At 70.2% G+C, this 26,568-nt stretch carries 25 protein-coding genes; 16 read left to right on the forward strand and 9 right to left on the reverse strand.

From position 1 onward, the window contains the following. A partial coding sequence (locus tag B7G54_RS15460; protein ID WP_085039840.1) for an aminotransferase-like domain-containing protein occupies window positions 1-1,254 on the forward strand: 1,254 nt, incomplete at its 5' end. Window positions 1,255-1,288: 34 nt separating this feature from the next. Here the strand turns inward: B7G54_RS15460 and B7G54_RS15465 are convergent. Next, window positions 1,289-2,449 carry an NAD-dependent formate dehydrogenase gene (locus B7G54_RS15465; RefSeq protein ID WP_085039841.1) on the reverse strand — a complete coding sequence of 387 codons (1,161 nt, stop codon included), beginning with the start codon at window positions 2,447-2,449 and terminating at the stop codon, window positions 1,289-1,291. 239 nt (window positions 2,450-2,688) lie between these two features. Between B7G54_RS15465 and B7G54_RS15475 the strand changes: the two genes are divergently transcribed. Together B7G54_RS15475 and B7G54_RS15480 are read left to right on the forward strand one after the other, a co-directional pair. After that, complete coding sequence (locus B7G54_RS15475) at window positions 2,689-4,221, forward strand: FAD-dependent oxidoreductase (RefSeq protein WP_085039842.1); 1,533 nt, start codon at window positions 2,689-2,691, stop codon at window positions 4,219-4,221. Between the two features lie 37 nt (window positions 4,222-4,258). Further along, window positions 4,259-4,636 carry a DUF5594 family protein gene (locus B7G54_RS15480; RefSeq protein ID WP_085039843.1) on the forward strand — a complete coding sequence of 126 codons (378 nt, stop codon included), beginning with the start codon at window positions 4,259-4,261 and terminating at the stop codon, window positions 4,634-4,636. Window positions 4,637-4,673: 37 nt separating this feature from the next. On the opposite strand, the gene B7G54_RS15485 is transcribed toward B7G54_RS15480, so the two are convergent. Next, window positions 4,674-4,892 (reverse strand): DUF6566 family protein, encoded by a 219-nt coding sequence (locus B7G54_RS15485; RefSeq protein ID WP_034209283.1) that lies wholly within the window; start codon window positions 4,890-4,892, stop codon window positions 4,674-4,676. Window positions 4,893-5,014: 122 nt separating this feature from the next. On the opposite strand from B7G54_RS15485, the gene B7G54_RS15490 reads away from it, so the two are divergent. The 4 genes from B7G54_RS15490 to B7G54_RS15505 all read left to right on the forward strand — a co-directional run bounded on the left by B7G54_RS15490 (window position 5,015) and on the right by B7G54_RS15505 (window position 10,335). Beyond that, a complete protein-coding gene (locus tag B7G54_RS15490) occupies window positions 5,015-5,653 on the forward strand; it encodes a MarC family protein (RefSeq protein ID WP_085039844.1) in 639 nt (212 codons plus the stop codon). A 45-nt stretch (window positions 5,654-5,698) separates the two neighbouring features. Then, window positions 5,699-6,163: a DUF1269 domain-containing protein gene (locus B7G54_RS15495; protein WP_085039845.1), complete on the forward strand. Its 465-nt coding sequence runs from the start codon at window positions 5,699-5,701 to the stop codon at window positions 6,161-6,163. A 459-nt stretch (window positions 6,164-6,622) separates the two neighbouring features. Continuing rightward, complete coding sequence (locus B7G54_RS15500; RefSeq protein WP_085039846.1) at window positions 6,623-7,990, forward strand: sigma-54-dependent transcriptional regulator; 1,368 nt, start codon at window positions 6,623-6,625, stop codon at window positions 7,988-7,990. A gap of 38 nt (window positions 7,991-8,028) precedes the next feature. Continuing rightward, the gene (locus B7G54_RS15505) at window positions 8,029-10,335 is read left to right on the forward strand and encodes an ATP-binding protein (protein WP_085039847.1); all 2,307 of its coding nucleotides are present in this window, start codon (window positions 8,029-8,031) and stop codon (window positions 10,333-10,335) included. 196 nt (window positions 10,336-10,531) lie between these two features. Here B7G54_RS15505 and B7G54_RS15510 read toward each other — a convergent pair whose 3' ends face one another. Beyond that, window positions 10,532-10,744 carry a hypothetical protein gene (locus tag B7G54_RS15510; RefSeq protein WP_085040075.1) on the reverse strand — a complete coding sequence of 71 codons (213 nt, stop codon included), beginning with the start codon at window positions 10,742-10,744 and terminating at the stop codon, window positions 10,532-10,534. 161 nt (window positions 10,745-10,905) lie between these two features. On the opposite strand from B7G54_RS15510, the gene B7G54_RS15515 reads away from it, so the two are divergent. The 6 genes from B7G54_RS15515 to B7G54_RS15540 all read left to right on the forward strand — a co-directional run bounded on the left by B7G54_RS15515 (window position 10,906) and on the right by B7G54_RS15540 (window position 14,188). Beyond that, a complete protein-coding gene (locus B7G54_RS15515; protein WP_085039848.1) occupies window positions 10,906-11,211 on the forward strand; it encodes a hypothetical protein in 306 nt (101 codons plus the stop codon). A gap of 156 nt (window positions 11,212-11,367) precedes the next feature. Continuing rightward, entirely contained in the window at window positions 11,368-11,658 is a 291-nt protein-coding gene (locus B7G54_RS15520; RefSeq protein WP_085039849.1) for a hypothetical protein, read from the forward strand. Window positions 11,659-11,871: 213 nt separating this feature from the next. Beyond that, on the forward strand, window positions 11,872-13,332 hold the full coding sequence (locus B7G54_RS15525) for an RNA polymerase factor sigma-54 (protein WP_085039850.1): 1,461 nt from the start codon (window positions 11,872-11,874) through the stop codon (window positions 13,330-13,332). A 76-nt stretch (window positions 13,333-13,408) separates the two neighbouring features. After that, the gene (locus tag B7G54_RS15530; protein WP_085039851.1) at window positions 13,409-13,597 is read left to right on the forward strand and encodes a DUF3008 family protein; all 189 of its coding nucleotides are present in this window, start codon (window positions 13,409-13,411) and stop codon (window positions 13,595-13,597) included. 46 nt (window positions 13,598-13,643) lie between these two features. Further along, the gene (locus B7G54_RS15535; protein WP_011349711.1) at window positions 13,644-13,805 is read left to right on the forward strand and encodes a DUF1328 domain-containing protein; all 162 of its coding nucleotides are present in this window, start codon (window positions 13,644-13,646) and stop codon (window positions 13,803-13,805) included. Continuing rightward, entirely contained in the window at window positions 13,802-14,188 is a 387-nt protein-coding gene (locus B7G54_RS15540; protein ID WP_085039852.1) for a DUF3022 domain-containing protein, read from the forward strand. The genes B7G54_RS15535 and B7G54_RS15540 overlap by 4 nt, the downstream gene beginning before the upstream one ends. Before the next feature lie 158 nt (window positions 14,189-14,346). Here the strand turns inward: B7G54_RS15540 and B7G54_RS15545 are convergent, their stop codons facing one another. Together B7G54_RS15545 and B7G54_RS15550 are read right to left on the reverse strand one after the other, a co-directional pair. After that, window positions 14,347-15,669 carry a cation:proton antiporter domain-containing protein gene (locus B7G54_RS15545; protein WP_085039853.1) on the reverse strand — a complete coding sequence of 441 codons (1,323 nt, stop codon included), beginning with the start codon at window positions 15,667-15,669 and terminating at the stop codon, window positions 14,347-14,349. Window positions 15,670-15,709: 40 nt separating this feature from the next. Further along, window positions 15,710-16,066: a DUF3175 domain-containing protein gene (locus B7G54_RS15550; RefSeq protein WP_085039854.1), complete on the reverse strand. Its 357-nt coding sequence runs from the start codon at window positions 16,064-16,066 to the stop codon at window positions 15,710-15,712. A 173-nt stretch (window positions 16,067-16,239) separates the two neighbouring features. Between B7G54_RS15550 and B7G54_RS15555 the strand changes: the two genes are divergently transcribed. The 3 genes from B7G54_RS15555 (at window position 16,240) to B7G54_RS15570 (ending at window position 17,594) form a co-directional block, all read left to right on the forward strand. Then, window positions 16,240-16,614: a hypothetical protein gene (locus tag B7G54_RS15555; protein ID WP_085040076.1), complete on the forward strand. Its 375-nt coding sequence runs from the start codon at window positions 16,240-16,242 to the stop codon at window positions 16,612-16,614. A 213-nt stretch (window positions 16,615-16,827) separates the two neighbouring features. Next, window positions 16,828-17,142 (forward strand): DUF1488 family protein, encoded by a 315-nt coding sequence (locus tag B7G54_RS15565; protein WP_085039856.1) that lies wholly within the window; start codon window positions 16,828-16,830, stop codon window positions 17,140-17,142. Window positions 17,143-17,366: 224 nt separating this feature from the next. Next, window positions 17,367-17,594, forward strand: coding sequence for a hypothetical protein (locus B7G54_RS15570; protein WP_085039857.1), 228 nt, complete (start codon window positions 17,367-17,369; stop codon window positions 17,592-17,594). Here B7G54_RS15570 and treY read toward each other — a convergent pair. The 4 genes from treY to glgX are packed head-to-tail and all read right to left on the reverse strand — an operon-like array spanning window position 17,581 to window position 26,562. After that, window positions 17,581-20,355: a malto-oligosyltrehalose synthase gene (gene treY, locus B7G54_RS15575; protein WP_085039858.1), complete on the reverse strand. Its 2,775-nt coding sequence runs from the start codon at window positions 20,353-20,355 to the stop codon at window positions 17,581-17,583. The two genes, B7G54_RS15570 and treY, sit on opposite strands and share 14 nt — an antisense overlap. Then, on the reverse strand, window positions 20,352-22,571 hold the full coding sequence (malQ, locus tag B7G54_RS15580) for a 4-alpha-glucanotransferase (protein ID WP_085039859.1): 2,220 nt from the start codon (window positions 22,569-22,571) through the stop codon (window positions 20,352-20,354). The genes treY and malQ overlap by 4 nt, the downstream gene beginning before the upstream one ends. Further along, the gene (gene treZ, locus B7G54_RS15585; RefSeq protein ID WP_085039860.1) at window positions 22,568-24,439 is read right to left on the reverse strand and encodes a malto-oligosyltrehalose trehalohydrolase; all 1,872 of its coding nucleotides are present in this window, start codon (window positions 24,437-24,439) and stop codon (window positions 22,568-22,570) included. The genes malQ and treZ overlap by 4 nt, the downstream gene beginning before the upstream one ends. Continuing rightward, window positions 24,436-26,562 (reverse strand): glycogen debranching protein GlgX, encoded by a 2,127-nt coding sequence (glgX, locus tag B7G54_RS15590; RefSeq protein ID WP_085039861.1) that lies wholly within the window; start codon window positions 26,560-26,562, stop codon window positions 24,436-24,438. The genes treZ and glgX overlap by 4 nt, the downstream gene beginning before the upstream one ends. Window positions 26,563-26,568 lie beyond the last annotated feature (6 nt).

Genomic DNA, 26,568 nt, shown 5'->3' on the forward strand with positions numbered 1-26,568 from the left:
AGCCGGCCGCAGTCGGGCTATTTCGTGAACCTGCGGCGCGACGACGGCCATGCGCCGGTGCGCGAGCTGCGACCGTCGAAGCCGATCGCGATCTCGTCGTCGGTCGACGTGAGCCGGCTCGTGCTGTCGACGCTGCGCTCGATCGGCACGGACGACGCGGTGCCGCTGGGCTCGCCGTATCCGGACCCGAGCCTGTTTCCGTTCGAGAAGCTGAACCGCTATGCGTATGCGGCCGGCCGCGACAAGTCGCTGTGGGGCGTGACGGACGGGCTGCCGCCCGGGCATCCGCGGCTGATCCGGCAGATCGCACGGCGCTACCTGGAAAACGGGATGTCGGTGGACCCGAACGAGATCATCGTGACGGTCGGCGCGACGGAGGCGATCAACCTGTGCCTGCAGGCCGTTGCGAAGCCCGGCGACACGGTCGCGGTGGAATCGCCGACGTTCTACGCGATGCTGCACGCAATCGAGCGGATGGGGATGAAGGCGATCGAGGTTGCGACGCATCCGGAATACGGGATCGACATCGCGGCGCTGGCCGCGATTGCGAAGTCGCAGCCGATCGCCGCATGCATGGTGATGCCGAACTTCCAGAACCCGCTCGGCTTCCAGATGCCCGACGAGCGCAAGCGCGAGCTGGTCGCGTTTGCCGCGAAAGCCGACCTGCCAATCATCGAGAATGGCGTGTACAACGAACTGTACTTCGGCAACATGCATCCGAGCACGCTGAAGTCGTTCGACCGCCACGACATCGTGCTGCATTGCTCGTCGTTCTCGAAGAGCCTGACGGCTGCGTACCGGATCGGCTGGGCGCTGCCGGGCCGCTATCGCGAGCAGGTCGAGAAGCTGAAGTTCCTGAACACGCTCGCGACGCCGTCGCTGCCGCAGCTCGCGATCGCGGAGTTTCTCGAACGCGACGGCTACGAGCATCACCTGCGGCGGATTCGCAAGGCGTATGCGCAGCAGGCGAACCTGATGCGCGCGATGGTGTCGCGGTTCTTCCCGGAGGGCACGCGCATTTCGAGCCCGGCGGGCGGGTACGTGCTGTGGATCGAGCTGCCCGCGCAGGTCGACGCGATGCGGCTGTACCAGCTCGCGCTGGAGCAGGGGATCACGATCGGGCCCGGCTACATGTTCTCGATCACGGACAGCTACCGGAATTTCATCCGGCTGAACTACAGCAGCCCGTGGTCGCCGGAGATCGAGCAGGCGGTCGTGACAGTCGGCAAGCTCGCCGCCTGTTGCCTCGACTGAACGTACCGCCGCGCGTCGCGCGTTGCCCGCCGCGTCACGTCAGCCGATACGACTGCGCACCCGTTCCCGCGAGCGTGCCGCCGTCGACGATCAGGTATGCGTTGCGGATCGGCTTGCCGTCGAACCAGCATTGCAGGATCTCCAGCGTGCCGGCCGCGTAGCGCGCCTGCGCGGACAGCGACGTGCCGGAGATGTGCGGCGTCATCCCGTTGAACGGCATCGTGCGCCACGGGTGATCGGCCGGCGCCGGCTGAGGAAACCACACGTCGCCGCCGTAGCCCGCGAGATGCCCGGCCGTGACGGCGTTCACGACCGCATCGCGGTCGACCAGCTTCGCGCGAGCGGTGTTGATCAGGTACGCACCGCGCTTCATTCGCGCGATCATCGCCGCGTCGAACAGGTGCTCGGTCGACGGGTACAGCGGGATCTGCAGGTTGACGATGTCGACGGCACCCGCGAGCGCCGCGGCATCGGCGTGATAGGTGAGCCCCAGTTCCTGCTCGACCGACGCATCGAGCCGGTGGCGCTGGGTGTAGTGCAGATGCAGGCCGAACGGCTTCAGCCGGCGCAGCACGGCGAGCCCGATGCGCCCCGCGCCGACCGTGCCGAAATGCATGCCTTCGACGTCATAGCTGCGCGACACGCAATCGGCGATGTTCCAGCCGCCCTGCTGCGCGATTGCATGCGACGGCAAGTAGTTGCGCACCAGCGCGAGCGTCGTCATCACCACGTGCTCGGCCACGCTGATGCTGTTCGAACCGGTGACTTCGGCGACGGTGATGTGCGCACGCGCGGCAGCGTCGAGATCGACATGATCGGAGCCGATGCCGGCCGTCAGCGCGAGCTTCAGCTTCGGCGCGCGGGCGATCCGTTCGGCCGTCAGGTACGCCGGCCAGAACGGCTGCGAGATCACCACGTCCGCTTCGGGCAGCCGGCGCTCGAATTCGGAGTCGGGGCCGTCCTTGTCGCTCGTGACGATCAGCGTGTGGCCGTGCGCTTCCAGATAGCCGCGCAACCCGAGCGCGCCGGACACCGAGCCGACGAGTTCGCCGGGCCGGAAGCCGGGCGGGCCGGCCGGCGTCGGCGCGGTTTGCCCGTCCGCGTAATGCGTGATGACCGGAATCGCATCGCGCACGTAGCGCGGCGGATAGCCGTCCACCGGATCGGGGTAGAGCACGCACAGGACGGTGGCCATCGGGTAGCACTCCGGGTGACAGGGGAAAGGCGCGCGGCATGCGGATTGCGCAGGACGCGCGACGTGCGCCGCAGGCGGCAGGCGTGTTGCGCCGCAACGTTGATGACGTTCTACGCCCGCCATGGATCTCGTACAAGCTACAGTCAGTGTTTGCGTGCGCTGCGGGGGTGTCTGTACCTGTTCTTTTCATGAGGGACGCCGATAATGGGATCGTTACCTGACTCTGGGGGAGCAACGTCATGTCCGGAAGCGATTCCTCGTCTGCACGTCCCGATCTCACGCAAGGCATCGCGCTCGACGATCTTGCCGACGGTGCAATGATCGAGGGCCATGTCGGCGACGCAGCGGTGCTGCTCGTGCGCCGCGCCGACGAACTGTTTGCCGTGGGCGCGCAGTGCCCGCACTACGGTGCGCCGTTGGCCGATGGCCTGCTGGAGGGCGACACGCTCCGCTGCCCGTGGCATCACGCGGCGTTCTGCCTGCGCACCGGCGAACTGCTGCGCGCGCCGGCGCTCGACGGGCTGCCGTGCTGGCGCGTCGAACGCCGCGCCGGCCGCGCCGTTGTGCTCGATGCGCGGCCGGCCGCCGCGCCGCCTGCGCTGAATGCGGCCGGACTGCCCGCGTCGGTGGTGATCGTCGGCGGCGGCGCCGCGGCGATCGCGGCCGCGGTGACGCTGCGGCAGGAAGGCTATCCGCATCCCGTCACGCTGCTCACCGCCGATGCCGATCCGCCGTACGACCGGCCGAACCTGTCGAAAGACTATCTCGCCGGCACGGCCGACGCCGACTGGCTGCCGCTGCGTGCGCCTTCTTTCTATACCGATCATCGTATCGACGTGCGGTGCGGCGCGCGTGTCGCGCGGATCGATCCCGCGCAGCAGGCGGTCGAACTGGCCGACGGCAGCCGCGTTGGATACGGCGCGCTGCTGCTTGCAACGGGCGCCGAGCCGAACCGGCTGACCGTGCCCGGCGCGGACCTGCCGCACGTGTGCGTGCTGCGCTCGCGCGCCGATTGCGACGCGCTGATCGGCAAGCTGAAAACGGCGCGTCGCTGCGTCGTGGTCGGCGCGAGCTTCATCGGGCTCGAAGCCGCCGCCGCGTTGCGCACGCGCGGGCTCGACGTGCAGGTCGTCGCGCCCGATGCGCATCCGATGGCGCACGTGCTCGGCGAAGCGCTCGGCGAGACGATCCAGGCACTGCACGAGTCGCACGGCGTCGTGTTCCATCTCGGCGCGACGCCGGCGCAGATCACGCCTGACAGCGTGACGCTGTCGACCGGCGACGTGCTGCCGGCCGATGTCGTGGTGGTCGGCATCGGCGTTCATCCGAACGTGGCGCTCGCGCAGGACGCGGGGCTGGCCGTCGAGCGCGGCGTGACGGTCGACCGCTTCCTTCAGACGAGTGTGCCCGGCATCTACGCGGCCGGCGACATCGCGCGCTGGCCCGACCCGCTGACGGGCGAGCGCATTCGCGTCGAGCACTGGGTCGTCGCCGAGCGGCAGGGCATCGTCGCCGCGCGCAACATGCTCGGGCAGCAGCGGCCGTTCGACGCGGTGCCGTTCTTCTGGAGCCAGCATTACGACCTGACGGTCAACTATGTCGGGCATGCGGAGCAATTCGATCGTGTCGAGATCGATGGCGATCTCGGCGCGCATGATTGCTCGATCGCATACTGGCGCGGCAACACGCGGCTCGCGGTCGCGACGATCGGCCGCGATCTCGACAGCCTGAAGGCGGAGGCGGCATTCGAGCGGCAGATAGCAGCCGCGTGACCGCGGCGCGACAACATGATTCGAACCCGGAGGCGAGATGAATCCCGAAGTCCGTGCACGTTTTGAAACCGAGTTTGCGCCGCGCATCGCGGCGCGCGTGCTCGGCCTGTATCAGCCTGGCGAAGTGAGGGTGGACGTCGTGCCGCACGACGGGCAGGGCAGCCCGACCTGTGTCGACGTGATCGGCCTCACGTCGACGGTCGGGCTGCCGAACCGGCTGAATGCGCGGCTCGCGTGGCGCGACGATGCGATCGATGCATTGCTGGCCGAGCCCGACCGCAGCCGCTTCGACCGCTATCTCGCGGCGCTGCCGGTCACGATCGAACGCTGGCAGATGGAATTGCCGGTCGACTTCAGCACGCGGACCCAGCGCGACCGCGAGATCCTGATCGGCGATCTGGATTTCGATGCGTGAGCGCGTCGCGCGGTGCGTGCCGATGAGCCCGTTGCCGCTACCGGTCGCGTGTCCTGATCATCACGCGGCCCTGGTCGATGCCGCCGCGCAGCGCTTCGTCGCACGTGAGCCATTCGGGCGTGACGAGCTCGGGCGCCGGCAGGTCGACCGGCGCGCCGTCGCGGAAGATCCGCACCTGCGCGACCCACGCGCCGTTCGCGTTGCGCGTCGCATCGACGCGAATCTCGTGATCCATGAAGGTGTCGGTGGCTTGCATCGGTCGGGGCCCTCCGTCGTGCGTGAACGCGGTGCGTCGATCGTAGCAGCATGGCGCGCGCCATGCATCGGAAATGCAGCGGAACCTGCGCGCGATTCGACGCGCGAGACGGGAGCGAACCTGTGACCTTCGACCTGACCTTTTCGATCAAGGTGTTCGCGGCGCTGTTCGCGATCATGAACCCGATCGCGAACATCCCGGTGTTCCTGTCGCTGACGGAAGGCGCGGCGGACGGCGTGCGCCGCAAGGTCGCGCTGACGGCCGCGATCGGCGTGACGGTTGGCTGCATCGTGTCGGCTGTGGCAGGTGGCGCGATCCTGCACATGTTCGGCCTGACGATCGACGATTTCCGCCTCGCGGGCGGGCTGCTGGTGCTGCTGATCGCGCTGTCGATGCTGCATGGTGCGCCGAGCCGCCAGCATTCGCCGGGAGAAGACGAAGGCGCCGACCCGGCGGCGGCCGAGCGCGTCGCGATCTATCCGCTGACGATCCCGCTGCTCGTCGGCCCCGGCACGATCGCGACGATGATCGTGCTCGGGCACGGCGCGTTCTCGACCGGGCAGGAACTCGCGTTCGCGCTCGGGCTGGCTGCGTTTCTCGTGTTGCTGGCCGTTTCGTTGCTGTCGGCACCGCTGATCGGCCATTACCTGTCGCCGCGCGTGACGGCGGTGACGCAGCGCCTGATGGGGATGATTCTCGCGGCGATCGCGATGCAGATGATCGTCGCGAGCCTGAAGGCCGCGTTCGGGCTGCCGCATTGAGCGCGGTGCATCCGGAACCGGCCGCCTGATTTCACGGAGTGGCGGATGAATACGTTGATTGCATTGTCTTATCCGGACCTCGAGGCCGCCCATCGCGCGCTCGCGGTACTCGATACGTTGCGCGACCGGCACGTCGTCGCGCTGTCGGGTGTTGCGATCGTCGAGTGCGCAACCGATGGACAGTTGCGCGCGCATGCACTCGACCCCGCTCGCATGCCGCCCGGCTCGCTGCTCGACAGCGTGGTCGAGCACATCGAATCGTCGCTCGATGCATGGCGCAAGCGGCCGGTGGACGACGCGCTGATCGACCGCGTCGCGCGCAAGGCGCGCCCCGGCACCGTGTCGCTCGGGCTGGCCGCGACGCAACTCGACATCTACGCGCTGAGCACGGCGTTCGCACCGTTCGGCGGCGAAGTGATCGACACGACGCTGTCGATCGACGACGAACTGAAGCTCGTCGAAGCGATCTCGAATGCGCGCGACGGCGGCAGTCATGCCGCGACCGACTGACCGACGAAGCACGCAGGGCGACCGCTGTACGGCGAGTGAATCAGCAGGGTCTGAAGCGAACGCAAGCCGTCGAGCCGCCGCGTATCGTCGCCAACCGATTTCGACATGCGAAAAGTCAGGCCGGAAAGTTTGACCGCAGATGTCGGAGAAGTGCGCAAAAGATGTGATCAGGACGACTTCACGCCGCATGATTCGCGCGAAAGCAATGACATTCTTACCGATCATGACGCATTGAATCTGGCAATGCAGGGCACATGTGCAGATAGATTTATTCGATGATCGGCGAATGCGCGACATCGCTCTTCTATACTGACAGGGACTGCTTTTTGCGGGAGGACAGCCAGTCCGCATGAACGCATCGATCGTGCCGTATCGTCGTGCGGCTTGCGGCCGGATCTCGCTGCTACCCGCTGCGGCCCTGGCCGATACGCGCGCCGGGCCGCTTCACAAGGAGCCACGATGCCCTACGTGCTGATCGTCGAAGACGACGCCGATACGCGAGCGATGCTCGCGGCGCTCGCGCGCACGCAGCAGCTCTCATGCGATACGGCCGCGACGCTCGAAGAAGCGCGCACGCTCGTTTCGACGCATACCCCCGATCTCGTGCTGTGCGATCTCGTGCTGCCGGATGGCAACGGGATGGATCTGTTCGACGCGTTGCCGAAGCGTTCGCACTGCGAAATGGTGCTGACCACCGGCCACGCGAGCCTCGAAACCGCGATCGACGCATTGCGGCGCGGCGCAACCGACTACCTGGTGAAGCCGCTGAACATGCAGCGGCTGAACAGCATCTTCGCGCGCGTGCCGCGCACCACGGCACTGCATGAGGAAATCGCCGAGCTGCGTTCGGAATTGCAGCGCCTCGGCCGCTTCGGCCGCATGCTCGGCAGTTCGCCCGCGATGCAGGCCGCCTACGACGCGATCGGCCGGGTCGCGCGCACCGAGGCGTCGGTGCTGTTGACGGGCGAATCGGGCACCGGCAAGGAGCTCGCCGCGCAGACGGTGCACGACCTGAGCCTGCGTCGGCGCGGCCCGTTCCTCGCGGTGAACTGCGGCGCGATCGCCGCGAACTTGGTCGAGAGCGAGATGTTCGGCCACGACCGCGGCAGCTTCACGGGTGCGGAGCGCCAGCACAAGGGCTTCTTCGAACGCGCGGACGGCGGCACCCTGTTTCTCGACGAGATCACCGAGATGCCGCTCGAATCGCAGGTCAAGCTGCTGCGCGTGCTCGAGACGGGGCGCATCACGCGGCTCGGCTCGACGCGGGAGATCGACGTCGACGTGCGCATCGTCGCGGCAACCAACCGCGATCCGGAAGCCGCGATGGCGGACGGCAAGCTGCGGCCCGACCTGTTCCACCGGATCAACGTGTTCCCGATTCCGCTGCCGTCGCTGCGCGAGCGCGGCGACGATATCCCGATGCTGGCCGATGCGTTCCTGCAGCAGTTCAACGCGGAAAGCGGCCGGAACCTGCGCTTCGCGCCGGCCGCGCGCGAAGCGCTGAAGACCTATGCGTGGCCCGGCAACGTGCGCGAGCTGCGCAACTTCGTGCAGCGCGCGAGCATCTTCAGCGATGCGGACGTGATCGATACGCTGCCGCCGCCGATCATGGACGAGCTGTCGAACCTGGCCGATTCGCACGAGGATCGCGTGACCGTGCCGTTCGGCACGCCGCTCGAGGAAGTCGACCGGCGGCTGATCCTCGGCACGCTCGCGCAATGCGGCGGCGTGAAGGCGCAGGCGGCCGAGGTGCTCGACGTCAGCCTGAAGACGATCTACAACCGGCTCGCGCAGCTCGAAGACGAAGCGGACAAGCCGGAATCCTGATGCCGCGCCGACCGCACCAGCCGCCGGGAATCCGGGCGATGTTCGACACATCGCGGATGCGCGCCGGCAATTACGTCACCGCCGTGATGCTGGTCGCGATCGCGACCGTGCTGCAGGCGCTCGCGATCCGCTTCGGTGGCGTGAACCTGCCGCTCGTCCTGTACTACCCGCTGCTCGCGGGCGCCGCATGGGCGACGTCGTTCCTGTTCGGGATGGTCTCGACGGTGGTCAGCGGCTTGCTCGTCTGGACGCTGTTCCTGTCCGATCCCGCGGCCTATACGCAGCCGTTGCCCGAGCGGCTCGTCCGGCTCGGCACCTTCGTGCTGATCTGCGCGCTCGTCTGCGCGATCGTGTCGATGCTGCGCCACGCGCGCATCACGAACGATGCCGCGCTCCGGCGTGAAACGGCCGCGCGCCGGCGGCTCGAAGCCGTGCTGCAGGCGCTGCCGCATGGCGTGATCGCCATCGATACGAACGGGCGGCTCACCTGCATCAACGCCGCGGCGGCGGCGCTCGCCGGCTGCCGGCCGGACGACGCGACGGGCCGTGCCGCGCGCGACGTGCTGCGGGTCGTCGATCGCGACGGCCGGCGCGTGCAATCGACACCGCTCGATCTCGCGCTCGGCGGCGCGGGCGTCGTGTCGGATCGCCACTGGCTGCAGGCAGACGGCGGCGAACCGGTGCCGATCGTCGAGGTCGCAGCGCCGCTCGGCGACGCGGACGGCAACGTCGACGGCGCCGTGCTGCTGCTGCGCGACGCCAGCGCCGACCGCACGCGGGCCGACGCGTCGCGGTTGCAGCGCGCCGTCGTCGACGCGTCGCCGGATGCGATCGTCGGCATCGATACCGACGGCCGCATTGTCAGCTGGAACCCGGCCGCGCAGCGGATGTTCGGGTACGACGAAGGCCATGCGCGCGGACGCACATTCGAATCGTTGATTGCGATGCGCTGGCTGAAGCGCAAGCCGCTTGCCAGATCGTTCGACGACATGCGCGACGCGGTCGGGCCGATCGACCTGCTGTGCGTGCGCCGCGACGGCCGGCGCTTTCGTGCGACGGTGTCGGCGGGCCCGGTACGCGGCGACGCGCGCGCATGCGTCGCGCTGTCGCTGACGCTGCGCGAAGCCGGCGCACAGCGCCGCCGCGACCTGCGCGCGCAGCGGTCGCTGCAGGGCGCGCGCGATGCGCGCGACCAGGCCGATTCGTCGAACCGCCTGAAGGACGAGCTGCTCGCGACGGTGTCGCACGAGTTGCGCACGCCGCTGAACGTGATCTACGGCTGGGTCGAGGTGCTGCGCAATTCGGGCGACAACGCGCTGCAGCAGCAGGCGATCGACGCGATCGACCGCAGCGCGCGTTCGCTCACGCGGATGGTCGGTGACATCCTCGACGCGTCGTCGCTTGCCACCGGCAAGCTGCAGCTCGATGCGATGCCGGTGGACGTCGTGCGGCTGTTCTCCGATTCGGTCGGTGCGTTCCAGACGGCCGCGTCGTCGGCCGGTATCGTGCTCGAGTTCGACTGTGCGGCGCCGACCTGCGTCGTGTCGGGCGATGCCGAGCGATTGCGGCAGATGCTGTCGAATCTCGTGTCGAACGCGCTCAAGTTCACGCCGGCCGGCGGCCGCGTGACGGTCGGGCTCGTGCGCGACGACGAACGGGTGGTACTGACCGTATCCGACACGGGGCAGGGCATCGTGCCGGCGTTCGTGCCGTACGTGTTCGACATGTTCCGCCGCGCGGACGATTCGCCCGCATCGTCGCGGCGCGGGCTGGGCCTCGGGCTGTCGATCGTGCGCCATATCGCCGAGCTGCACGGCGGCAGCGTGACGGTCGAGAGTGCGGGCCGCAATCGCGGCACGACGTTCACGGTGACCCTGCCGGCCGGCTGGCGGCCGATCGGCGCGATGGCGTGGGGGAATGCGCGCGCGGGCCGCCACCGCGACCCGACGATGCTCGATACGCAACGCATCCTGATCGTCGACGACGATGCGACGACGCGCGAGAGCCTCACCGCCGCGCTGACGACGTTCGGCGCGGCCGTCGCGATCGCGTCGACGGGCCGCGAAGCGCTCGCGGCGGCCGCCGACCTGCGGCCGACCGTCGTGCTGGCCGATCTCGAGATACCCGACGGCGATGGCTTCTGGCTGGTCGACGCGTTGCGGCACGCGGGCATGAACGGCAGCGGTGCGCCACCCGGGGTGCGGGTGCTCGCCGTGACCGCGCATGCGGGCCTGGCCGACGAACGCCGTGTGCTCGAGGCCGGGTTCGACGGCTACCTGTGCAAGCCGGTCGACGTGCGCGAACTGGCGGACAAGATCGTGCGCGTGACGACGCACGACGGCTGACGCTGCGGCCGTCCATCGCGCCTCTGTCGTGACGGCCTTTTCCGGTGAGGCGGGGCTGACCTCGACCGGAGATCTGCATGATGTTTTAAAGGTGCCATCGCCCGCAGCGATCGACGCGCCGTCACGTCCGCCTCGGCCGAGACACGCCTTCGAGCGTGTTCGCGACGTTGTCGCGTTTGCGCCGGTCGTGCTGCGGTCATTCGTCATGCGTATCGAATGGCGAATCGGGCGGCGAATCGGGCGGCGTGTCGGGCTCGATGCGCGTGACGCCGCCGGTCGCGGGACAGTCGCTCGCGGGAAACGGATCGTCGAGCTGCTGGTCGAGATGGCGTTCCGAATGGCGCGTGCGCGTGCGGTCCTCGTGCTTCCGCGCCGGCGCGTCATGGCCGGGCTGCATCGAATCCTTCATGGCGAGGCGCCCTGCGAATGACGATGACCCAGGTATTTCCGCAACGGCCATGCCCGGATTTGCGCGCGGCACGCGATTTGCCATGTCGACGGGGATGACCACGATGACGATCACGCGCGTCGCGACCGATGCCGGCCGCGCGCACATCGAGCGGAGGCAGGATGACGATTCCGAAACGGCGAGAGGGCGTGCGCTATGAACTGAACATTTGCGGCGGCGGTTTCGATTCGGTGAAGAGCCACTTCACGGCATGGAAGCGCGAGCCGCTGATTTACCGGCCCGAGCGCCGGATGTTCGAAGGCAAGGCCGACGTGCGGCCGCTCGGCGACGAAACGTTCGGCTCGACCGAGCCGGCGCGATTCGCGCTGCAGCGCGCGTGTGAGCCCGCCGACACCTATGCGCTCGCGGCACGCGTGCGCGACGACGGCCGCGAGTTGTGGCTCGTGATGGCCGCGTACGACGCGTAGCGGCGCGCGGACAGGCATCGCAGTGGACGGCATACCGAACGCGCGACGCACCGCGGGGGCGCGCGCGTGGCGCACAACCGGACGGCACGCGGATTGCGGACTTGCGTGGACCGGCTCGACCGATTCCTCGGCTGTAGCGGACTCAGGAGGATTTCGATGAAACCGATCCGCACGATACGCGCGGGCGTATGCATGATGGCCGCCGCGTGTGCGCTGGCGGCGTGCACGCAGCCTGCCCCCTACGGCGCGCGCGGCGCGCCGCCCCCGCCGCCCGGTGGCCACGCGGCGCCGCCGGGCACGACGATGCCCGATGCGAATACGCGTTACGAGACGCGTCCATCGCCGGGCAACACGATGCCGCCGGGCGCAGATGTCGGCGAACCGGCCGACGTGCCGCCACCGGGCTCGAACGGGGCGCAAGGCGCCCCGCCGCCGATGCAGTACTGATTCGACCCACGGCATGCGCATGGCGGGACGGTGCGCGAAACGCGTGCCCAAAACTTGCCGCCGGCTTGTAAAAAAGCGGCCCTGGCGGGCTGCAAGACGGGGTACGAACCCGCGTGAACCGCGCCGCGGCGCGATCGGCCCGTCTGGCATGGAAACTGCGTGAATCCTGACCGAATACGAAGCGAAACCCGCGAAACGTCAGGAGGGCCATCGATGACCGTCTCGCTCGCGCTGCAGATGCGACAGCATCTGGCACTTACGCCGAGGCTTCAGCAGTCGCTGCGGTTGCTGCAGTTGTCCTCGCTCGAATTTCAACAGGAATTGCGACAGGCGCTGGACCAGAATCCGTTTCTGGAGGACGGCCAGGCAGACGAGGAGCCTGCGGCCGACGCAAGCGGGCCGCAGGCCGAAGCTGCCGCGCCGGAAGCGGTGCCCGAGCCCGACGACGCACGCGCACCGGACAGCGAGGTGCCTGAAGTGCCCGAGGTGTCCGAAGTGTCGTTGACGGCTGCGCCCGCGACGCGCGGCACGAGCCGCCAGGGCGAAAATGCGGACGGCCTGTCGCCCGGCGAATGGCTGGCCGCGGAACCGTCGCTGCATCAGCAACTGCACGATGCGCTGCGGCTTTACCCGCTGAACCGGCGCGACCGCGAAGCCGCGCGCATCGTGATCGACGCGCTCGACGACGACGGCTACCTGCGCCAGGAACTGGCCGAACTGCTGGCCGCGGCCGACCCCGCGCGGTTGTTGTCGGAGCAGGATCTCGCGATTGCATTGCGGCTCGTGCAGATGCTCGACCGCCCCGGCATCGCCGCGCGCTCGTTGTCCGAGTGTCTCGTGCTGCAGCTCGACGCGATCCCGGCCGGCACGCCGGCGCTCGCGGAAGCGAAAGCGATCGCGCGCGAGCATCTCGAGCGGCTCGCGCGCCGCGAGACGGCCGAGATCCAGCGGCGTATCGGCTGCAATCCGCAGACGCTGCAGGCGGCCTGCGCGCTGGTGCGCGGGCTCGACCCGCGCCCCGGCAATCACTACGGCAGCACGCGCGGCGACTACGTGGTGCCCGACGTGATCGTGCGCCAGGTGCGCGACGACTGGATCGTGACGATCAACCCGGCCGTGCTGCCGCGTGCGCGGCTGCACGAACGCTATGCGACGCTGTTCGCGCAGTCGAGCGGCGAGCGCGATTCGCCGCTCGGCCAGCAGTTGCAGGAAGCGCGCTGGCTGATCCGCAACGTGCAGAAGCGCTTCGACACCATCCAGCGCGTGGGCGAATGCATCGTCGCGCGTCAGCGCGATTTCTTCCGCTACGGCGAGATCGCGATGAAGCCGCTCGTGCTGCGCGACATCGCCGAGGAACTCGACCTGCACGAATCGACCGTGTCGCGCGCGACGGGCAACAAGTACATGGCCACGCCGCACGGCACGTTCGAGTTCAAGCATTTCTTCCCGCGCAAGCTCGAGGCGGCCGGCAAGGGCGTGTGCTCGGCCGCGGCGGCGAAGGTGCTGATCCGCGACATGATCGCGGCCGAGCGGCACACCGATCCGCTGTCCGACGTCGCGCTCGCGCACAACCTCGCGGGCCGCGGCATCCTGCTTGCGCGTCGGACGGTGACGAAGTATCGCCAGGCGATGAAGATTCCGCCGGCCGACCTGCGGCGCCGCGCCGCCGCGTGACGGCTGCCGGGCGGCGGGATCGCGCGCGCGTGCCGGCCGTCGCGTCGACGCGCGCGCCAACGACAGGAGCGCAACCATGCCAGCAAAATCCCAGGCCCAGCAACGGGCCGCAGGGGCCGCGCTGTCTGCCAAGCGCGGCAAGACGAAGATCAAGGATCTCAAGCCACCGGCGAAGTCGATGGCGAGGTCGATGAGCGAAAAGGAACTCGAAAAAATGGCGTCCACGCCGAGGCGCGGCAAACCGGAGCACAAGCACGATGCGTGAACGGCGACGACGTGTGCTGACAACTGCTGCCATCCAGGAGGTATCCATGCTGCGATACGCTGTCATCTTCTTCATCATCGCGATCGTCGCGGCCGTGTTCGGTTTCGGCGGGATCGCGGCCGGCGCGGCGGAGATCGCGAAGATCCTGTTCTATATCTTCGTCGTGATCTTCCTCGTCACGCTGCTGCTGGGCGTCGTGCGACGATGAGCCGCGCGCCCGACCGGTCGCAGCGCATCGCGGAACTCGAGCATGCGCTCGCGAACGGCTTCCCGTCGCAGTCGACCGTCGTCGTCCATGCGGACGACGCATCGGGGCGGCTGACGATCCAGGTGTCGTGGGTGCGTGTGCCGGCCGACGAAGGCGCGCGCGAATGGCGTTGCTCGGTCGATCTTCGGTTCGATCCGGACGTGATCACGCGCTATGCGTCGCTCGGCGCGGCCGACCGGCTGCGCGTGCGCACGCATCTGTGCGACAGCGCGCGGCGTGCGGTGGACGAGCGCAAGCCACGCGTCGAGGACGAGGCGATCGAGTGCGACGTGGCGCTCGACGTGACGCGCGCCGAACTCGACGCGGCGCTGCGCGCGCCCTGATACGGCAGCCGTGTGCGGGGTGGCGGTGCGGCGAACCGCGTGGCCGTCGCCTCCCCGCACGCGGCGAACGCACGTCGATGTCGATTCCTCCCTCAACGGCCCGGACCCTGCCACGCGCGTGGCAGCCCGATTGCGTGGCCCCGCGCATCATGAACGTATCAGCGCCGATGCTGCTGCAACCGGTGATACCAGTTCATCAGCGGTGTCGCGGAGATCCCGTGCGCGATCACCGATGCGGACACGATAGCCAGCACCGGGGCCGCGAGCGGGCGCACCGTGCCGGATGGTCCGTGTTCGAGCGCGAACAGCAGATAGTAGAACGAGCCGATTCCCCGGATGCCGAACCACGCCATCAGCCGCCGCTGCGGATGTGTCGCGCGCGACCCGGCGAGCGTGACCAGCACGGCGAGCGGCCGCACGGCGACGAACAGCACGACGGCCAGTACCGCCGCTCTCCACGTGAGCAGCGGGTCCGGCAGCGTCATGAGGACGCTGCCGATCATCGTCATCACGACGGCTTCCGCGATCCGTTCGAGTTCGATCGTGAAGCCGAGCACCGATTCGGCCATGTATGCATGCGCTTTCTCCGGATGCTTCTCGGTGGCGACGACGTCGGCCGAATCGATCTGGCCGATCACTTCGCTCGGCGTGCGGTCGCCGCTCGCGCGATGTTCGACGCGGCGCATCGCGACCCCGGCCGCGAACGCCGCGATGAACCCGAACGCGTGCGCGAACTGCGCGGCACCGAACGACAGCACGATCAGCGCGAGCGCGAAGAAGCCTTCGAGGCCGAGCGCCTGGGCGTGACGCGTGCGCAGCCAGCCGATCGTCTTCGTCGTGATCCAGCCGAGGCCGCCGCCGATCGCGGCCGCACCGGCGATGCCCCACAGCGCGGCGAGCGCGAACGCGCCCGACAGCGGCGGCAGCCCGTGCGTCGCATCGTGCGCACCGCACAGCACGAGCCCGGCCAGCGCGAACGGCAGCGCGATTCCGTCGTTCAGGCCGCCTTCGCCCGACAGCGCGAAGCGCACGAGGTCGCGGTCGCCCGGGTCGTGCACCTGGACGTCGTGCGCGAGCACGGGGTCGGTCGGCGCGAGGATCGCCGCGAGCAGCAGCGCGGGAGCCCAGTCGAGCCCGAGTACGAGCATCGCGCACGCGGCGAGCAGCGGCACGGTGAGGCCCATCGCGAGCAGGCCGACGCGGCACGGCACGCGCCACAGCCGGTCGGTGAGCGGCACGCGCAGCCGCAGCCCGATCGCGAACAGCGACACGAGCAGTGCGACCTCGACGATCTCGCGCAGCAGCCGTGCATCGCGGCCGATGTCGAGCTGCAGCAGGCCCGCGCCGGACGGGCCGAGCGCGACGCCGAGTGCCAGGTAGATCATCGCGGCGCTGCACGGCAGGTGACGCAGTGCGGACGTCGCGAGGCCCATGCCCATCAGCACCGCGCCGACGATCAGGTACCAGAGCGTCTCGTGCATGTATGCCGTCGCAGCAGGCCGATGACGGGGTCGCGCGCCGTCATGGCTTGCGGCCGAACGCCTCGCGCAGTTTCCGCTTGGCGCGTTCGAGCGTTGCGCGGCGCGTTTTCGGCAGGTTGCGGCCCGCGCGGTTCACGTAGAAGTTCAGCATCGACATCGCCGACTGGAACGGCGATGCCTTGCGGCGGCGGCTGTGTTCGGCCGAATGCTTCAGCGACGCGGCGATCGCGGCAGGATCGTCGGACTTGAAGATATCGGGTTCGATGTCGAGCGCATCGCTTGTTTGCGTGACGCCGGCGGACCAGCGCTTGCGGTGTTGCGGGGCGATGTTTCGGGCGCGGCCCGGGTGTCGCGTCAGGCGCTTGCCGTGCGCGTGGGAAGCGGTAGCGGAAGGCATTGCGTGGGCTCCCATTAGGGGTTCACAAGGGACGGAGTACAGGCGTTTGCGGCGCAAATCGCGTGCCGCATGGCGCGCATCATCAACGCGACGAACCCGTGCCGCGGGCGGCACGGGCGTTGCTGGACAAGACGGGCAGGACACGCCACCCCGCCATCAAGCAGGAGGACATCATGCAATCGCATTCCCGGATCTGGCTGGAGAACGACGAGATCGACAACGAAGATGCCGACGGCGAGACGATCGACACCGACGATCTCGATACGACGGTCCATGTCGACGTCGCGACGGGCAGGGTCATGTTTCAGGCGGCGTGGGCGCAGGCGGCCGACCCGCCGCCCGAGACCGCGGAACATTCGGTCGTGCTCGTGCTCGACTGCGACACGATGGAGCGCTACGCGGATCTCGACGAAGGCACGCGGATGCGCGTGCACGCGATCCTGCACGACACGGTGCAGGACCTGCTCGACCGCCTGCCCGACGAGAACGTGACGCTGACGGTCGAGCTGACCGACGCGATGCTCGACGCCGCGTGCCGTCTGCAGTAACCGCGTCGATCGGCCAGGCGATTCCGTCCATGCGAACGGGCGTGCGGGCATGCCGCTTGCTGCGCGACAGGCATGGCACGACAGTGCCGGACTGTGCCGCCACGCGGACGGAGGGTTTCATGAGTAGCAAGCTGGATCATTGCATGGTCGCCATTCTCGCGGTCGACGGCGCGTCGCCGGTCGATCACCTCCTGGCGCGGAGCGCCTGAGACGATGCCGGCCGATTCCACCCGCCGCGTGACGCTGGCCGACGCGCCGCCCGTGTTCGATGGTGCGGAACTGCAGTTGTGCTTCGTCGTCGCTGTCGATGGCGAACCGCAGACCTGCGCGATCACGGTCGAAGCGCTGGAGGATCATTTCGGCGCGAAGTCGGCGCTGGAGGCCGATCTGCGCGATGCGTTCGAACAGGGCCGCGCGCGGATCGAAGCCGCATGCGCGGACGTGCTGGCCGACGGCAACGGCGGCGTGGTGCTGCACAGCGGCGATTTCCGCGCGCCGGCCGGCCTGTCCAGGTTGCGGCGGCCCTGATCCGGCCCTGATCCGGTCGTCGTTGCCGGCGCGTCGTGCCGCGGCTTGCGCCCGGCATTACACGCCGTTGAAAACTTTGCACCGGCCGCCGGCCGCCGCGCGGTGCCACATCGCGTCGCGCGCCGGTGGCGCAGGCAGCGGCTACGTCGGGCAAACCGGCATGATGACTGCCTGCGTTCCTCGGGCCGGCGCGCCTCTCGTCCAGCCGCCAACGGGGAACAAGCATGCTGACCGCCCATGAATTCGCCACGTTGTTCCTGGTGCAGCGCGCACCAGAGCAACTCCAGATCGACCGCGACGATGTCGTCGCACTGGTCGAACGGCACCTGATCGTGATGCAGCACGATGACGCGTCCGGCGAGCGCCGGCCCGCGCTGACGGCCGACGGGCTGTCACTCGTGCAGTGCGTGCAGCGCAACGACGCGAGCGAGCCCGACGTTACCGATGCATGACGGGCGGGTGCGCGGCAACGAGCACCGCGACGGGCAAGGCGGCCAGGCAGCGGTCGAGCGGCAGCATGTGTCCCGGCACGTCGATCGCGTCCCGCGCATTCAGCCCGTCCGTCCAAGGTCCGTTCACATCGCGCGGCAATACCACCGCCGTATCGCCCCATTGCGCGGGCGGCACGCGCGGCAACTCCGGCGCTTCGCCGAGCAGCCGGCACGCGAGCCGCGTCGCCACCACGACCACGGCGGCCTCATCGCTGCACCGTGCAAACGCCACCGCATGGCGCCCGAGCGGGCCGCGCACGCGCAGCGGCACGTACGCGCCGTGCGCGAACGTCGCCGGCCACCGCGCGCGCAGTGCCAGCATGCGCTCGACCAGTGCCCGCTTCACGCGTGCATCGGGCCACGCCGGCAGATACGACGCGACCGGCCCGTCGACCCGTTCGGCCGCGAGCGCCGCGAACGGCACGTCGCGGCGGTTGTCCGGATCGACGAGCGAGTGATCCCATGACTCGGATCCTTGATACAGGTCGGGCACGCCCGGCGACGCCATCCGCAGCACGGCCTGCGTCAGGCTGTTGACGACGCCGGCCGGCGCGATCCGCGCGACGAACGCGTGCAGCCGGTGCACGAAGTCGATGGCGCCGCGCGGCGCCAGGATCGCGTGGACGAACGCTTCGCAATCGCGTTCGTAGCGCGTGTCGGGCGCGAGCCAGTCGGTGTGCCGCTTCGCCTCGCGCAGCGCCTTCGTCTGCCATTGCGTGACGCGTTCGGCAAGTGCCGCAAGCCCGGCCGCATCGTCGGGCGCAAGTTCAGGCGGCCAGCAGCCGACGAGCGTCTGGTACAGCATTGCCTCGGCGGCCGGCCCCGGCGCCCACGCGAGGTCACGATGCGCGCCACCGCGATGCGGCCGGTTGAGCGCGGACCAGTCGAGCGACACCGCGCGCCACGCGTCGGGCATTTCGCTGAGCACGGCCAGTCGCGCACGTGCATCCTCGCCGCGCTTGTGGTCGTGCGTGGCGGTGGCGACGAGCCCGTGCGGCACGGTGCGGGCACGGCGCCGGTTGCGCGCATGGAACGCGCCGCGCGACAGGCTGAAGTCGCCTGCGTCGGCGCCGACCTCGTTGCGCGACAGCAGCCGGCCGTAGCGATAGTGGGCCGTATCCTCGACGCCCTTCGCGGCCAGTGGCGCTGTGAGCTGCGCGAACGCGACGCGCGCCGCATGCAGCGCATCGGCGTCCGCGCGCGGCACGCGTGCGACCGGCAACCCGAGCCATGTGGCGACCCGATCGAGTGCGAACCGGTCGTCCGGATCGACGGCCGCGCACGCGCGTTCGTACGCATGTGCGAGCACGCGGCGATCGGCGTCGGCGGGTTCTTCATCGCGCGCCGGATACAGCCGGTACACGGGCAGTTGCACCGCGAGTTCACCCAGGACGCGCCGAATTGCGATCAGGCTGACGTCGCGCGTCGCGGGCGCTGCGCGTGCGATGCCGTGCAACGCACGGGCGGCGCGCGCATGCTCGGCGGCGAGCTGGCGCATCAGCACGCGCCGCTTGCCGTCGAGCGCCTCCTGCGCGAAGGTGCGCGACGACCCCGACACGTGCGCCCAGTGCGCGGCCAGCGGCGCGGCGCCGGCCGGATCGTGGAGCAGCGCGCCGACGTCGTTCATGAAATCGTAGCCGGTCGTGCCGTCGACGGCCCAGCCGGCGCGCAATGTTTCGCCGGGCACGAGAATTTTCTCGACGACGACGTACGGCGGCGCGTCGCGCTGCGCGGCAAGTCGCTCGTGCAGTCGCCGGCAATACGCGCGGGGATCCGCGAGCCCGTCGACATGATCGACGCGCAGGCCGTCGATGTAGCCGGCCGCATGAAGTCGCAGCGGCAGCGCATGGACGGCATCGAACACCGCGTCGTCGTCGACGCGGACGGCCGCGAGTGTCGCGATGTCGAAGAAGCGCCGCCAGTTCAGCTCGTCGGCCGCCGTGCGCCACCAGGCGAGCCGGTAGTGCTGGCGTTCGAGCAGCCGGTGCAGGCACGCGCGCGAGCGCGCTCGGCGCGGATCGGCGCCGCGCAGCACCGCGTCGAGTGCATGCGGGCCGTGTGCGGCCGCGTGATCGCGCAGCGCCGCATGCGCGGCGGCCAGTCGTGCGCTGTCGCGCGGCGGTGCGGCGTCGAAGCGTTCGGCGAGCGCGTTCAGGTCCGCGCGATTCGCGATGCGCAGGATGTCGGCATAGGTGGCGGCGGCTACCGGCAGCCGTCGCCCGGGGCACGACACGAAGAAGCGTCCGGTGGCCGGCTCGGCGCCGAGCGAGATGTCGCCGGCCGCGAGCGCCTCGCCGTACGGCGTGCCGAGGCAGGGCAGCAGCACCTTGCCGTCGAGCGCCGCGTCGGGCGGATGCCAGTCGATGTCGAAGTGGCGCGCGTACGGGCTCGCGGGCCCCCATTCGAGCACGTCGTTCCACCAGCCGTTCGACGAGCCGCCGACGCCCATGTGGTTCGGCACGATGTCGACGATCACGCCCAGCCCGTGCGCGTGCAGCGCATCGGCCAGCCGGACGAAACCGGCTTCGCCGCCGAGCTCGGCGTTGAGCGTGCCGTAATCCACGGTGTCGTAACCGTGCCGCGAACCGGGCTCGGCCGTCGCGACCGGCGACAGGTACAGGTGGCTCACGCCGAGCCGCGCGAAGTAGCCGGCGTGCACGGCCGCGTCGTCGAAGGTGAAGCCCGCATGCAGCTGCAGCCGCAGCGTCGCGCGCGGCGTCATGGGCCGGATTCCCGAGAGCGGCGCGCATGCGCGACGGCCGCGATGCGGTCGCGCACATCAGCGTCGAACAGCGTGTCGATCGCGCGCGGCAGGCGCTGCCGCCAGTTCGGGTGGCCGCAAGGCGGGCCCGGCAGGTTCGGCTGCATGTCCAGCGCGAGCAGGTCCTCGAGCGGCAGGATCGCGAGCGGCGACGGGCTGCACGCGACGTACGCGAGCATCGCGGCGACCGGCGGTGCGTCGGCCGGCGGGGCGGTGGCACCGGCCGGCGCGCAGCCTGCGCACTGCAACGCGTGCCACAGCGCCGCACGTTCGGTGGCGCGCGCTGCATGCGCGGCGGCGAGGTCGGGATCGACGGCAGGTGACGGTGTGACAGGAGCGGCTTCCGGATGCGGTGCAGTGTCGGGCGCGGCGGCCGCGCGGGGCGCCGTTCCGTGCGGATCGTGCGCGCTCGCCTCGTCCGGCGCGGGCGGCGCCACGTTGCGCGTATCCGTGTCGTCGGACTGCTTCGCGGCCTCGGCCGCGATCCTCCGCCATGCCAGATCGACCCCGCGCCACCAGCCGGCCACGGTTGGCAGATCGTGCGTCGACGTCATCGCGATCGCGTCGCGGTCCCATGCCGACGGCGGCCGAAAGGTGCCATCGGCGTCGCGCTCGAACCACAGTACGCGCATCCCGGCGATGCCCTGCGCGCCGAGCCGTTCGCGGAAACCGGCCGGCACCGTGCCGAGATCCTCGCCGATCGCGAGCGCGCGATGGCGGGCGGCCTCGAGTGCGACGAGCCGCACGAGATCGTCGACCGGATAGCGCAGGTACGCGCCGTCGCGCGGCGAGCCGCCGTCCGGCACGACCCACATCCGCGCGAAGCCGAGCACGTGATCGATGCGGATGCCGCCCGCATGCGCGAACGCCGCGCGCAACAGCTCGACGAACGGCACGAAGCCCTCCGCGCGCAGCGCGGCGGGTGTCCAGGTCGTCACGCCCCACGTCTGGCCGGCCGCATTGAACAGGTCGGGCGGCGCGCCGAGCGACACGCCGCGCAGCAGCGTCGCGCCGTGCGCCCACGCGTCGCTGCCCGCACGATCGGAGCCGACCGCGAGGTCGGCGATCAGCCCGGTCGCCATGCCCGCGCCGCGCGCCGCGTGCTGCGCGTCGCAGAGCGCGCGCGACGCGCGCCATTGCAGGAATGTGTGGAATGCGACCGTGTCGGCATGAGCGTGCGCGAACGCGTCGACCTCAGGCGATCCCGGCTCGCGCCACGGCGCCGGCCAATGCCGCCAGTCCGCGCCGACTCCGCGCTCGATGCAGAACGCCTGCAGCGCGTCGAAGCGCGCATGCGCGTCGAGCGCCGCGCCGCCCGCCGCGCGAAACCGCTGGAACGCGTCGCGCGACGGGGCGTCAGTGGCTCGCCACGCGTCGAAGCACGCACGCAGGCGGCGCAGCTTCAGCGGCAGCACGTGCGGCCAGTCGATCAGCGGCGCGTCGGCCGCGGTATCAGGCGCGCGATGCACGGCAGCGGCGCCCGGCACCGTGTCGCAGTCGAGATACGCGACGTTGTGCCAGCGCCGCGACGACGGCGAATACGGACTGTCGTGCGCGGGCAGCGCCGGATAGCCGGCGTGCGTCGGGCTGATCGCCACCGCCTGCGCGCCATGCCGTGCCGCGTGCGCGGCCAGCCGCGCCAGCGCGGTGTAGTCGCCCGCGCCGTCGTCGCCGGTGCGGCGCAGGCTGTAGAGCTGCGCCGCGATGCCCCAGCGGCCGCCGGCGCCCGCCGCGCGCGAGTCGAACGGTTGCGGGCGCGGCGGCGCGATCGTGAGCCCGATGCGCCGGTCGCCGACGTCTAGCGCGTGATAGCCGGGCATCGCGAGCGGCGGCAGCGTGCCGTGTTCGCCCGCGTCGCCCACGCGCCCGTCGACATACCCGCCCGCTTCGAGCGTGATCCGGAAGCGCGCACCCGGTGGCGCGATCGCGGCCGGCAGTGTCAGCGGCAGGCCCGCGTCGCCGGTGACGACGTGCTGCGGCGGTGCCGCGTTTGCGTCGGCGAGCGCCGCGGCGCTGGCCACGCGCTGGGTCGCCGTGCCGCACGGCCAACCGAGCGCGTCGACGAGCGCCGCGAGCGCGCCGTCGTCCACCCGCCGCGCGCCGCCGCCCGCATCGGTCCAGTCGGTTTCCAGGCCGGCCGCGCGCGCGAGTTCGGCGATCGACACGTCGGTCGTCATGATGGACGCTGTCCGTTCGCGCGGTGCCGCCGCGCATCGTGGTTGACCGCACCGTCGCGCCACACGATGCACGCGCGCGGCGGCAGCCGCAGGCCCGGCAGCCGGTCGCGTGCGCGCGGCGGCGTCTCGAACACGATCTTGCCGACCGGCAGCGCGGGTAGCACCGCGTCGTGCGAGCCGAGGTTCAACGCGATCGTCAGCGTGCAGCCGTCGCCGAGGCGCCAGCGCGCGAGGAGCGCCGGCGGGTCGCCGTCGCCCGCGAGCAGGTCGACGCCGAGCGCGCGCGCGCCGGGCAGGTTCGGCGTCACGAGCGCCGCGCGCACGGCCAATGCGCTGCGGTAGAAATGCCGCCATGCGTCGGTGTCGGGCGTGGTTTCGTCGCTACTGCCGTGCAGCGTCGAGCGCACGAACGTTGCGATGTCGTTCGGATCGGGAATCGCGTCGCGATGCCCGGCGTCGGCGAAGGCCGGAAATGCAGCGAATTCGCGGCGCCGGCCCTCGCGCACCGCGTCGGCGAGCGCGCCGCGATAGTCGGTGAAGAACTGGAACGGCTGCGTGCTGCCGTCTTCCTCGCCCATGAACAGTAGCGGGATCGACGGCGCGAGCAGCAGCAGCGCGGTCGTCGCGCGCACCGCGTCGTCGTTCGCGAGCGCGCGCAGCCGTTCGCCGAACGCGCGGTTGCCGATCTGGTCGTGGTTCTGCAGGAACGCGACGAATGCGGTCGGCGGCAGGTGCGCGCTCGGTTCGCCGCGTGCGGCGCCGTCGTGCAGCGGCGACGGTTCGCCCTGGTACGCGAAACCTTCGCCGAGGGTGCGCGCGAGATGGCGCAGCGGCGCGTCGGCGTACGCGCGGTAGTAGCCGTCGCGCTCGCCGGTCAGCAGCACGTGCGCACTGTTGTGGAAGTCGTCGTTCCATTGCGCGTCGAAGCCGCCGGGCCCGAGCAGGCTCGCTGCGTTGCGCTCGTTCTCGAGCACGAGATGCACGTGACGCGCGTCGCCCGCATACGCGCGCACGCGGCGCGCGAGTGCGCGCAGCCACGCATCGTCGTCGATCGCGTGCGCGGCGTCGATGCGCAACCCGTCGAAACGGAATTCGTCGAGCCAGTACAGCGCATTCTCGATGAAGAACGCGCTCGTCTGTTCGTGCGAGAAGTCGATCGCCGGCCCCCATGCGGTCTGCCGGTCCGTGCGGAAGAACCCGGGCGCGTAGCGCGGCAGCAGGTTGCCTTCCGGGCCGAAGTGGTTGTAGACGACATCGAGCAGCACCTGCAGCCCGAGCCCGTGCGCGGAATCGATCAGCGCCTTCAGCTCCTCGGGCCGCCCGTACGACGCATCGGGCGCGAACGGCAGCACGCCGTCATAGCCCCAGTTGCGCATGCCGGGGAACGCGTTGACGGGCATTAGCTCGAGCGCGGTCACACCGAGCGCGGCGATCGACGGCAGGCGCCGCTCGACGCTCGCATGGCCGCCGCATGCACCGAGGTGCAATTCATACAGCACCGTCTCGTGCCACGGGCGGCCGCGCCACGCGTCGTGGCGCCAGCGATAGGCGGCCGGATCGACGACCTGGCTCGGGCCGAGCACGCCGCCAGGCTGGAAGCGCGACGCGGGGTCGGGCACCGCGAGACCGCCATCGAGCCGGTAGCGATACAGCGTACCGGGGCCATACGGCGCGACGACCTCGAACCAGCCGTCGCCGATCGCGGTCATCGCGATGGGGGGCGTGCGTTCGCCCTCGATTTCGACGGCGGCGGTGCGGCTCGCGGGCGCCCACACCCGGAAGCGCGTGCGGTCGACATCGACGCAGGTCGCGCCGAACGTCGCTTCGAACGGGTGCGAGCCGGATGGACGGGCGGAGCGTGATCTCATGGCGAGTCTCCCGAAGACAGGTCGGGCGGCACGGCGGCCACCGCGATCACGGCCGCGTGGGCGGCCACGTCGAGCCCGTCGGCCGGCCACGAGCGCGGTCCCGCATCCGGTGTGGCCGTGTCGACCAGCACGCGATAGTCGAGCACCGGCGCGGGCGGCGTGAACACGATCGTCTCGGACGACGCGTTCAGCATCACGAGCAGCGCCTCGGTGCGTCCGGTGCGGCCCGTGCCGACGCGCCGCATCGTCAGCGCGCGGCGCTCGCGGTCCTGCCATGCGGGCACGGTCATCGCGTCGCCGCGCTCGTCGAACCAGCCGATCTCGGCCATGCCCGGCGCAGCATGGCGGTCGCCGGACGGGTAAGCCGGCGCGGACATCACCGGATACATGCGCCGCAGCGCGGCGAGCCGCGATACGAAGCGCATCAGCGTCACCGCTTCGTCGCCGCGCGCCAGATCCCAGTCGAGCCACGACAGCTCGTTGTCCTGGCAGTACGCGTTGTTGTTGCCGTGCTGCGTGCGGCCGAACTCGTCGCCGGCGACCAGCATCGGCGTGCCGAGTGCGGTAAACAGCGTCGCGAGCATCGAGCGCGCGACGCGCGCGCGCACAGAGCGGATCGCCGCATCGTCGCTCGGCCCTTCGACCCCCCAGTTCGCGGTGCAGTTGTCGTCGCGGCCGTCGCGGTTGTCCTCGCCGTTCGCGTCGTTGTGCTTCCTCGCATACGACACGAGATCGGCGAGCGTGAAGCCGTCGTGCGCGGTGATGAAATTGACCGATGCCCAGGTATGGCGCCGCTGGTGGTTGAACAGGTCGGCCGACCCCGCGAGGCGTGCGGCGAGCTCCGGCCGCTGGCCCGCGTCGCCCCGCCAGAAACGCCGCACGGTGTCGCGGAAACGGTCGTTCCACTCGGCGAAACCGGGCGGGTGGCGGCCGAGCTGATAGCCGCCGGGGCCGAGATCCCACGGCTCGGTGATCAGCTTGCGCTGCGCGAGCACCGGGTCCTGCCGCAGGGCGTCGAAGAACCCCGCGCCGGGATCGAAGCCGTGCGCCTCGCGGCCGAGCGTCACGCCGAGATCGAAGCGGAAGCCGTCGACGTTGAACGCGGTGGCCCAGTAGCGCAGCGAATCCATCACCATCTGCACGACGCGCGGATGCGACAGGTTCAGCGTGTTGCCGCACCCTGTCTCGTCGACATGAAAGCGGTGGTCGTCCGGCATGAGCCGGTAGTAGCTCGCGTTGTCGAGGCCGCGCCACGACAGCGTCGGGCCGAGCTCGTTGCCCTCGCACGTATGGTTGTAGACGACGTCGAGCACGACCTCGATGCCGGCCGCATGCAGCTGGCGGATCGCGATGCGCATTTCGTCGAGCCGCCGCGTCGCGAGATACGCGGGCTCCGGCGCGAAGAACGCGGCCGTGTCGTAGCCCCAGTAGTTGCGCAGGCCGCGCTGCACCAGCGCGCGCTGCTGCAGGAATGCATGGATGGGCAGCAGTTCGACCGTCGTCACGCCGATCGACAGCATGTGATCGATGAACGCCGGATGCGCGAACGCCGCGAACGTGCCGCGCTCGGGCGGGCGCAACCCGGCGCGCCGCATCGACGCGCCGCGCACGTGCGTCTCGTAGATCACCGTGTTGCGCCACGACACGCGCGGGCGCCGGTCGGTGCTCCAGTCGAACGCCTCGTCGACCACCACGCACTTCGGCATCGCGGGGGCCGAGTCGCGCCGGTCCATCGACAGGTCTGCGCGGTTCGAATGCAGGCGATAGCCGAACAGCGCGTCCGACCAGCGGAACTGGCCGACCAGCTTGCGCGCGTACGGGTCGAGCAGCAGCTTGGTCGGGTTGAAGCGATGGCCGTGCTGCGGCTGGTAAGGGCCGTCCGCGCGAAACCCGTACACGGTGCCCGGATGCGCGTTGGGCAGGTAGCCGTGCCACACCTCGTCGGTGCATTCGGGCAGGTCGAGGCGCGCGAGTTCCTTGCGGCCGGTCGGATCGAACACGCACAGCTGGATGCGCTGCGCGTGCGCGGAAAACACCGCGAAGTTGGTCCCGAGGCCGTCCCAGGTCGCGCCGAGCGGATAGCTGCGGCCGGATTCGAGACGGGCGGGCAGGGCGGTCGGCATGGGGCG

Source organism: Burkholderia puraquae (assembly GCF_002099195.1).
Lineage (GTDB): Bacteria > Pseudomonadota > Gammaproteobacteria > Burkholderiales > Burkholderiaceae > Burkholderia > Burkholderia puraquae.

Bases quoted from the DNA above. Each gene is read 5' to 3' on its own strand.
- B7G54_RS15465 (WP_085039841.1), bottom strand. From the start codon at position 2,449: ATGGCCACCGTCCTGTGCGTGCTCTACCCCGATCCGGTGGACGGCTAT.
- B7G54_RS15475 (WP_085039842.1), top strand. From the start codon at position 2,689: ATGTCCGGAAGCGATTCCTCGTCTGCACGTCCCGATCTCACGCAAGGC.
- B7G54_RS15480 (WP_085039843.1), top strand. From the start codon at position 4,259: ATGAATCCCGAAGTCCGTGCACGTTTTGAAACCGAGTTTGCGCCGCGC.
- B7G54_RS15485 (WP_034209283.1), bottom strand. From the start codon at position 4,892: ATGCAAGCCACCGACACCTTCATGGATCACGAGATTCGCGTCGATGCG.
- B7G54_RS15495 (WP_085039845.1), top strand. From the start codon at position 5,699: ATGAATACGTTGATTGCATTGTCTTATCCGGACCTCGAGGCCGCCCAT.
- B7G54_RS15500 (WP_085039846.1), top strand. From the start codon at position 6,623: ATGCCCTACGTGCTGATCGTCGAAGACGACGCCGATACGCGAGCGATG.
- B7G54_RS15505 (WP_085039847.1), top strand. From the start codon at position 8,029: ATGTTCGACACATCGCGGATGCGCGCCGGCAATTACGTCACCGCCGTG.
- B7G54_RS15510 (WP_085040075.1), bottom strand. From the start codon at position 10,744: ATGAAGGATTCGATGCAGCCCGGCCATGACGCGCCGGCGCGGAAGCAC.
- B7G54_RS15515 (WP_085039848.1), top strand. From the start codon at position 10,906: ATGACGATTCCGAAACGGCGAGAGGGCGTGCGCTATGAACTGAACATT.
- B7G54_RS15520 (WP_085039849.1), top strand. From the start codon at position 11,368: ATGAAACCGATCCGCACGATACGCGCGGGCGTATGCATGATGGCCGCC.
- B7G54_RS15525 (WP_085039850.1), top strand. From the start codon at position 11,872: ATGACCGTCTCGCTCGCGCTGCAGATGCGACAGCATCTGGCACTTACG.
- B7G54_RS15530 (WP_085039851.1), top strand. From the start codon at position 13,409: ATGCCAGCAAAATCCCAGGCCCAGCAACGGGCCGCAGGGGCCGCGCTG.
- B7G54_RS15535 (WP_011349711.1), top strand. From the start codon at position 13,644: ATGCTGCGATACGCTGTCATCTTCTTCATCATCGCGATCGTCGCGGCC.
- B7G54_RS15540 (WP_085039852.1), top strand. From the start codon at position 13,802: ATGAGCCGCGCGCCCGACCGGTCGCAGCGCATCGCGGAACTCGAGCAT.
- B7G54_RS15545 (WP_085039853.1), bottom strand. From the start codon at position 15,669: ATGCACGAGACGCTCTGGTACCTGATCGTCGGCGCGGTGCTGATGGGC.
- B7G54_RS15550 (WP_085039854.1), bottom strand. From the start codon at position 16,066: ATGCCTTCCGCTACCGCTTCCCACGCGCACGGCAAGCGCCTGACGCGA.
- B7G54_RS15555 (WP_085040076.1), top strand. From the start codon at position 16,240: ATGCAATCGCATTCCCGGATCTGGCTGGAGAACGACGAGATCGACAAC.
- B7G54_RS15565 (WP_085039856.1), top strand. From the start codon at position 16,828: ATGCCGGCCGATTCCACCCGCCGCGTGACGCTGGCCGACGCGCCGCCC.
- B7G54_RS15570 (WP_085039857.1), top strand. From the start codon at position 17,367: ATGCTGACCGCCCATGAATTCGCCACGTTGTTCCTGGTGCAGCGCGCA.
- treY (WP_085039858.1), bottom strand. From the start codon at position 20,355: ATGACGCCGCGCGCGACGCTGCGGCTGCAGCTGCATGCGGGCTTCACC.
- malQ (WP_085039859.1), bottom strand. From the start codon at position 22,571: ATGACGACCGACGTGTCGATCGCCGAACTCGCGCGCGCGGCCGGCCTG.
- treZ (WP_085039860.1), bottom strand. From the start codon at position 24,439: ATGAGATCACGCTCCGCCCGTCCATCCGGCTCGCACCCGTTCGAAGCG.
- glgX (WP_085039861.1), bottom strand. From the start codon at position 26,562: ATGCCGACCGCCCTGCCCGCCCGTCTCGAATCCGGCCGCAGCTATCCG.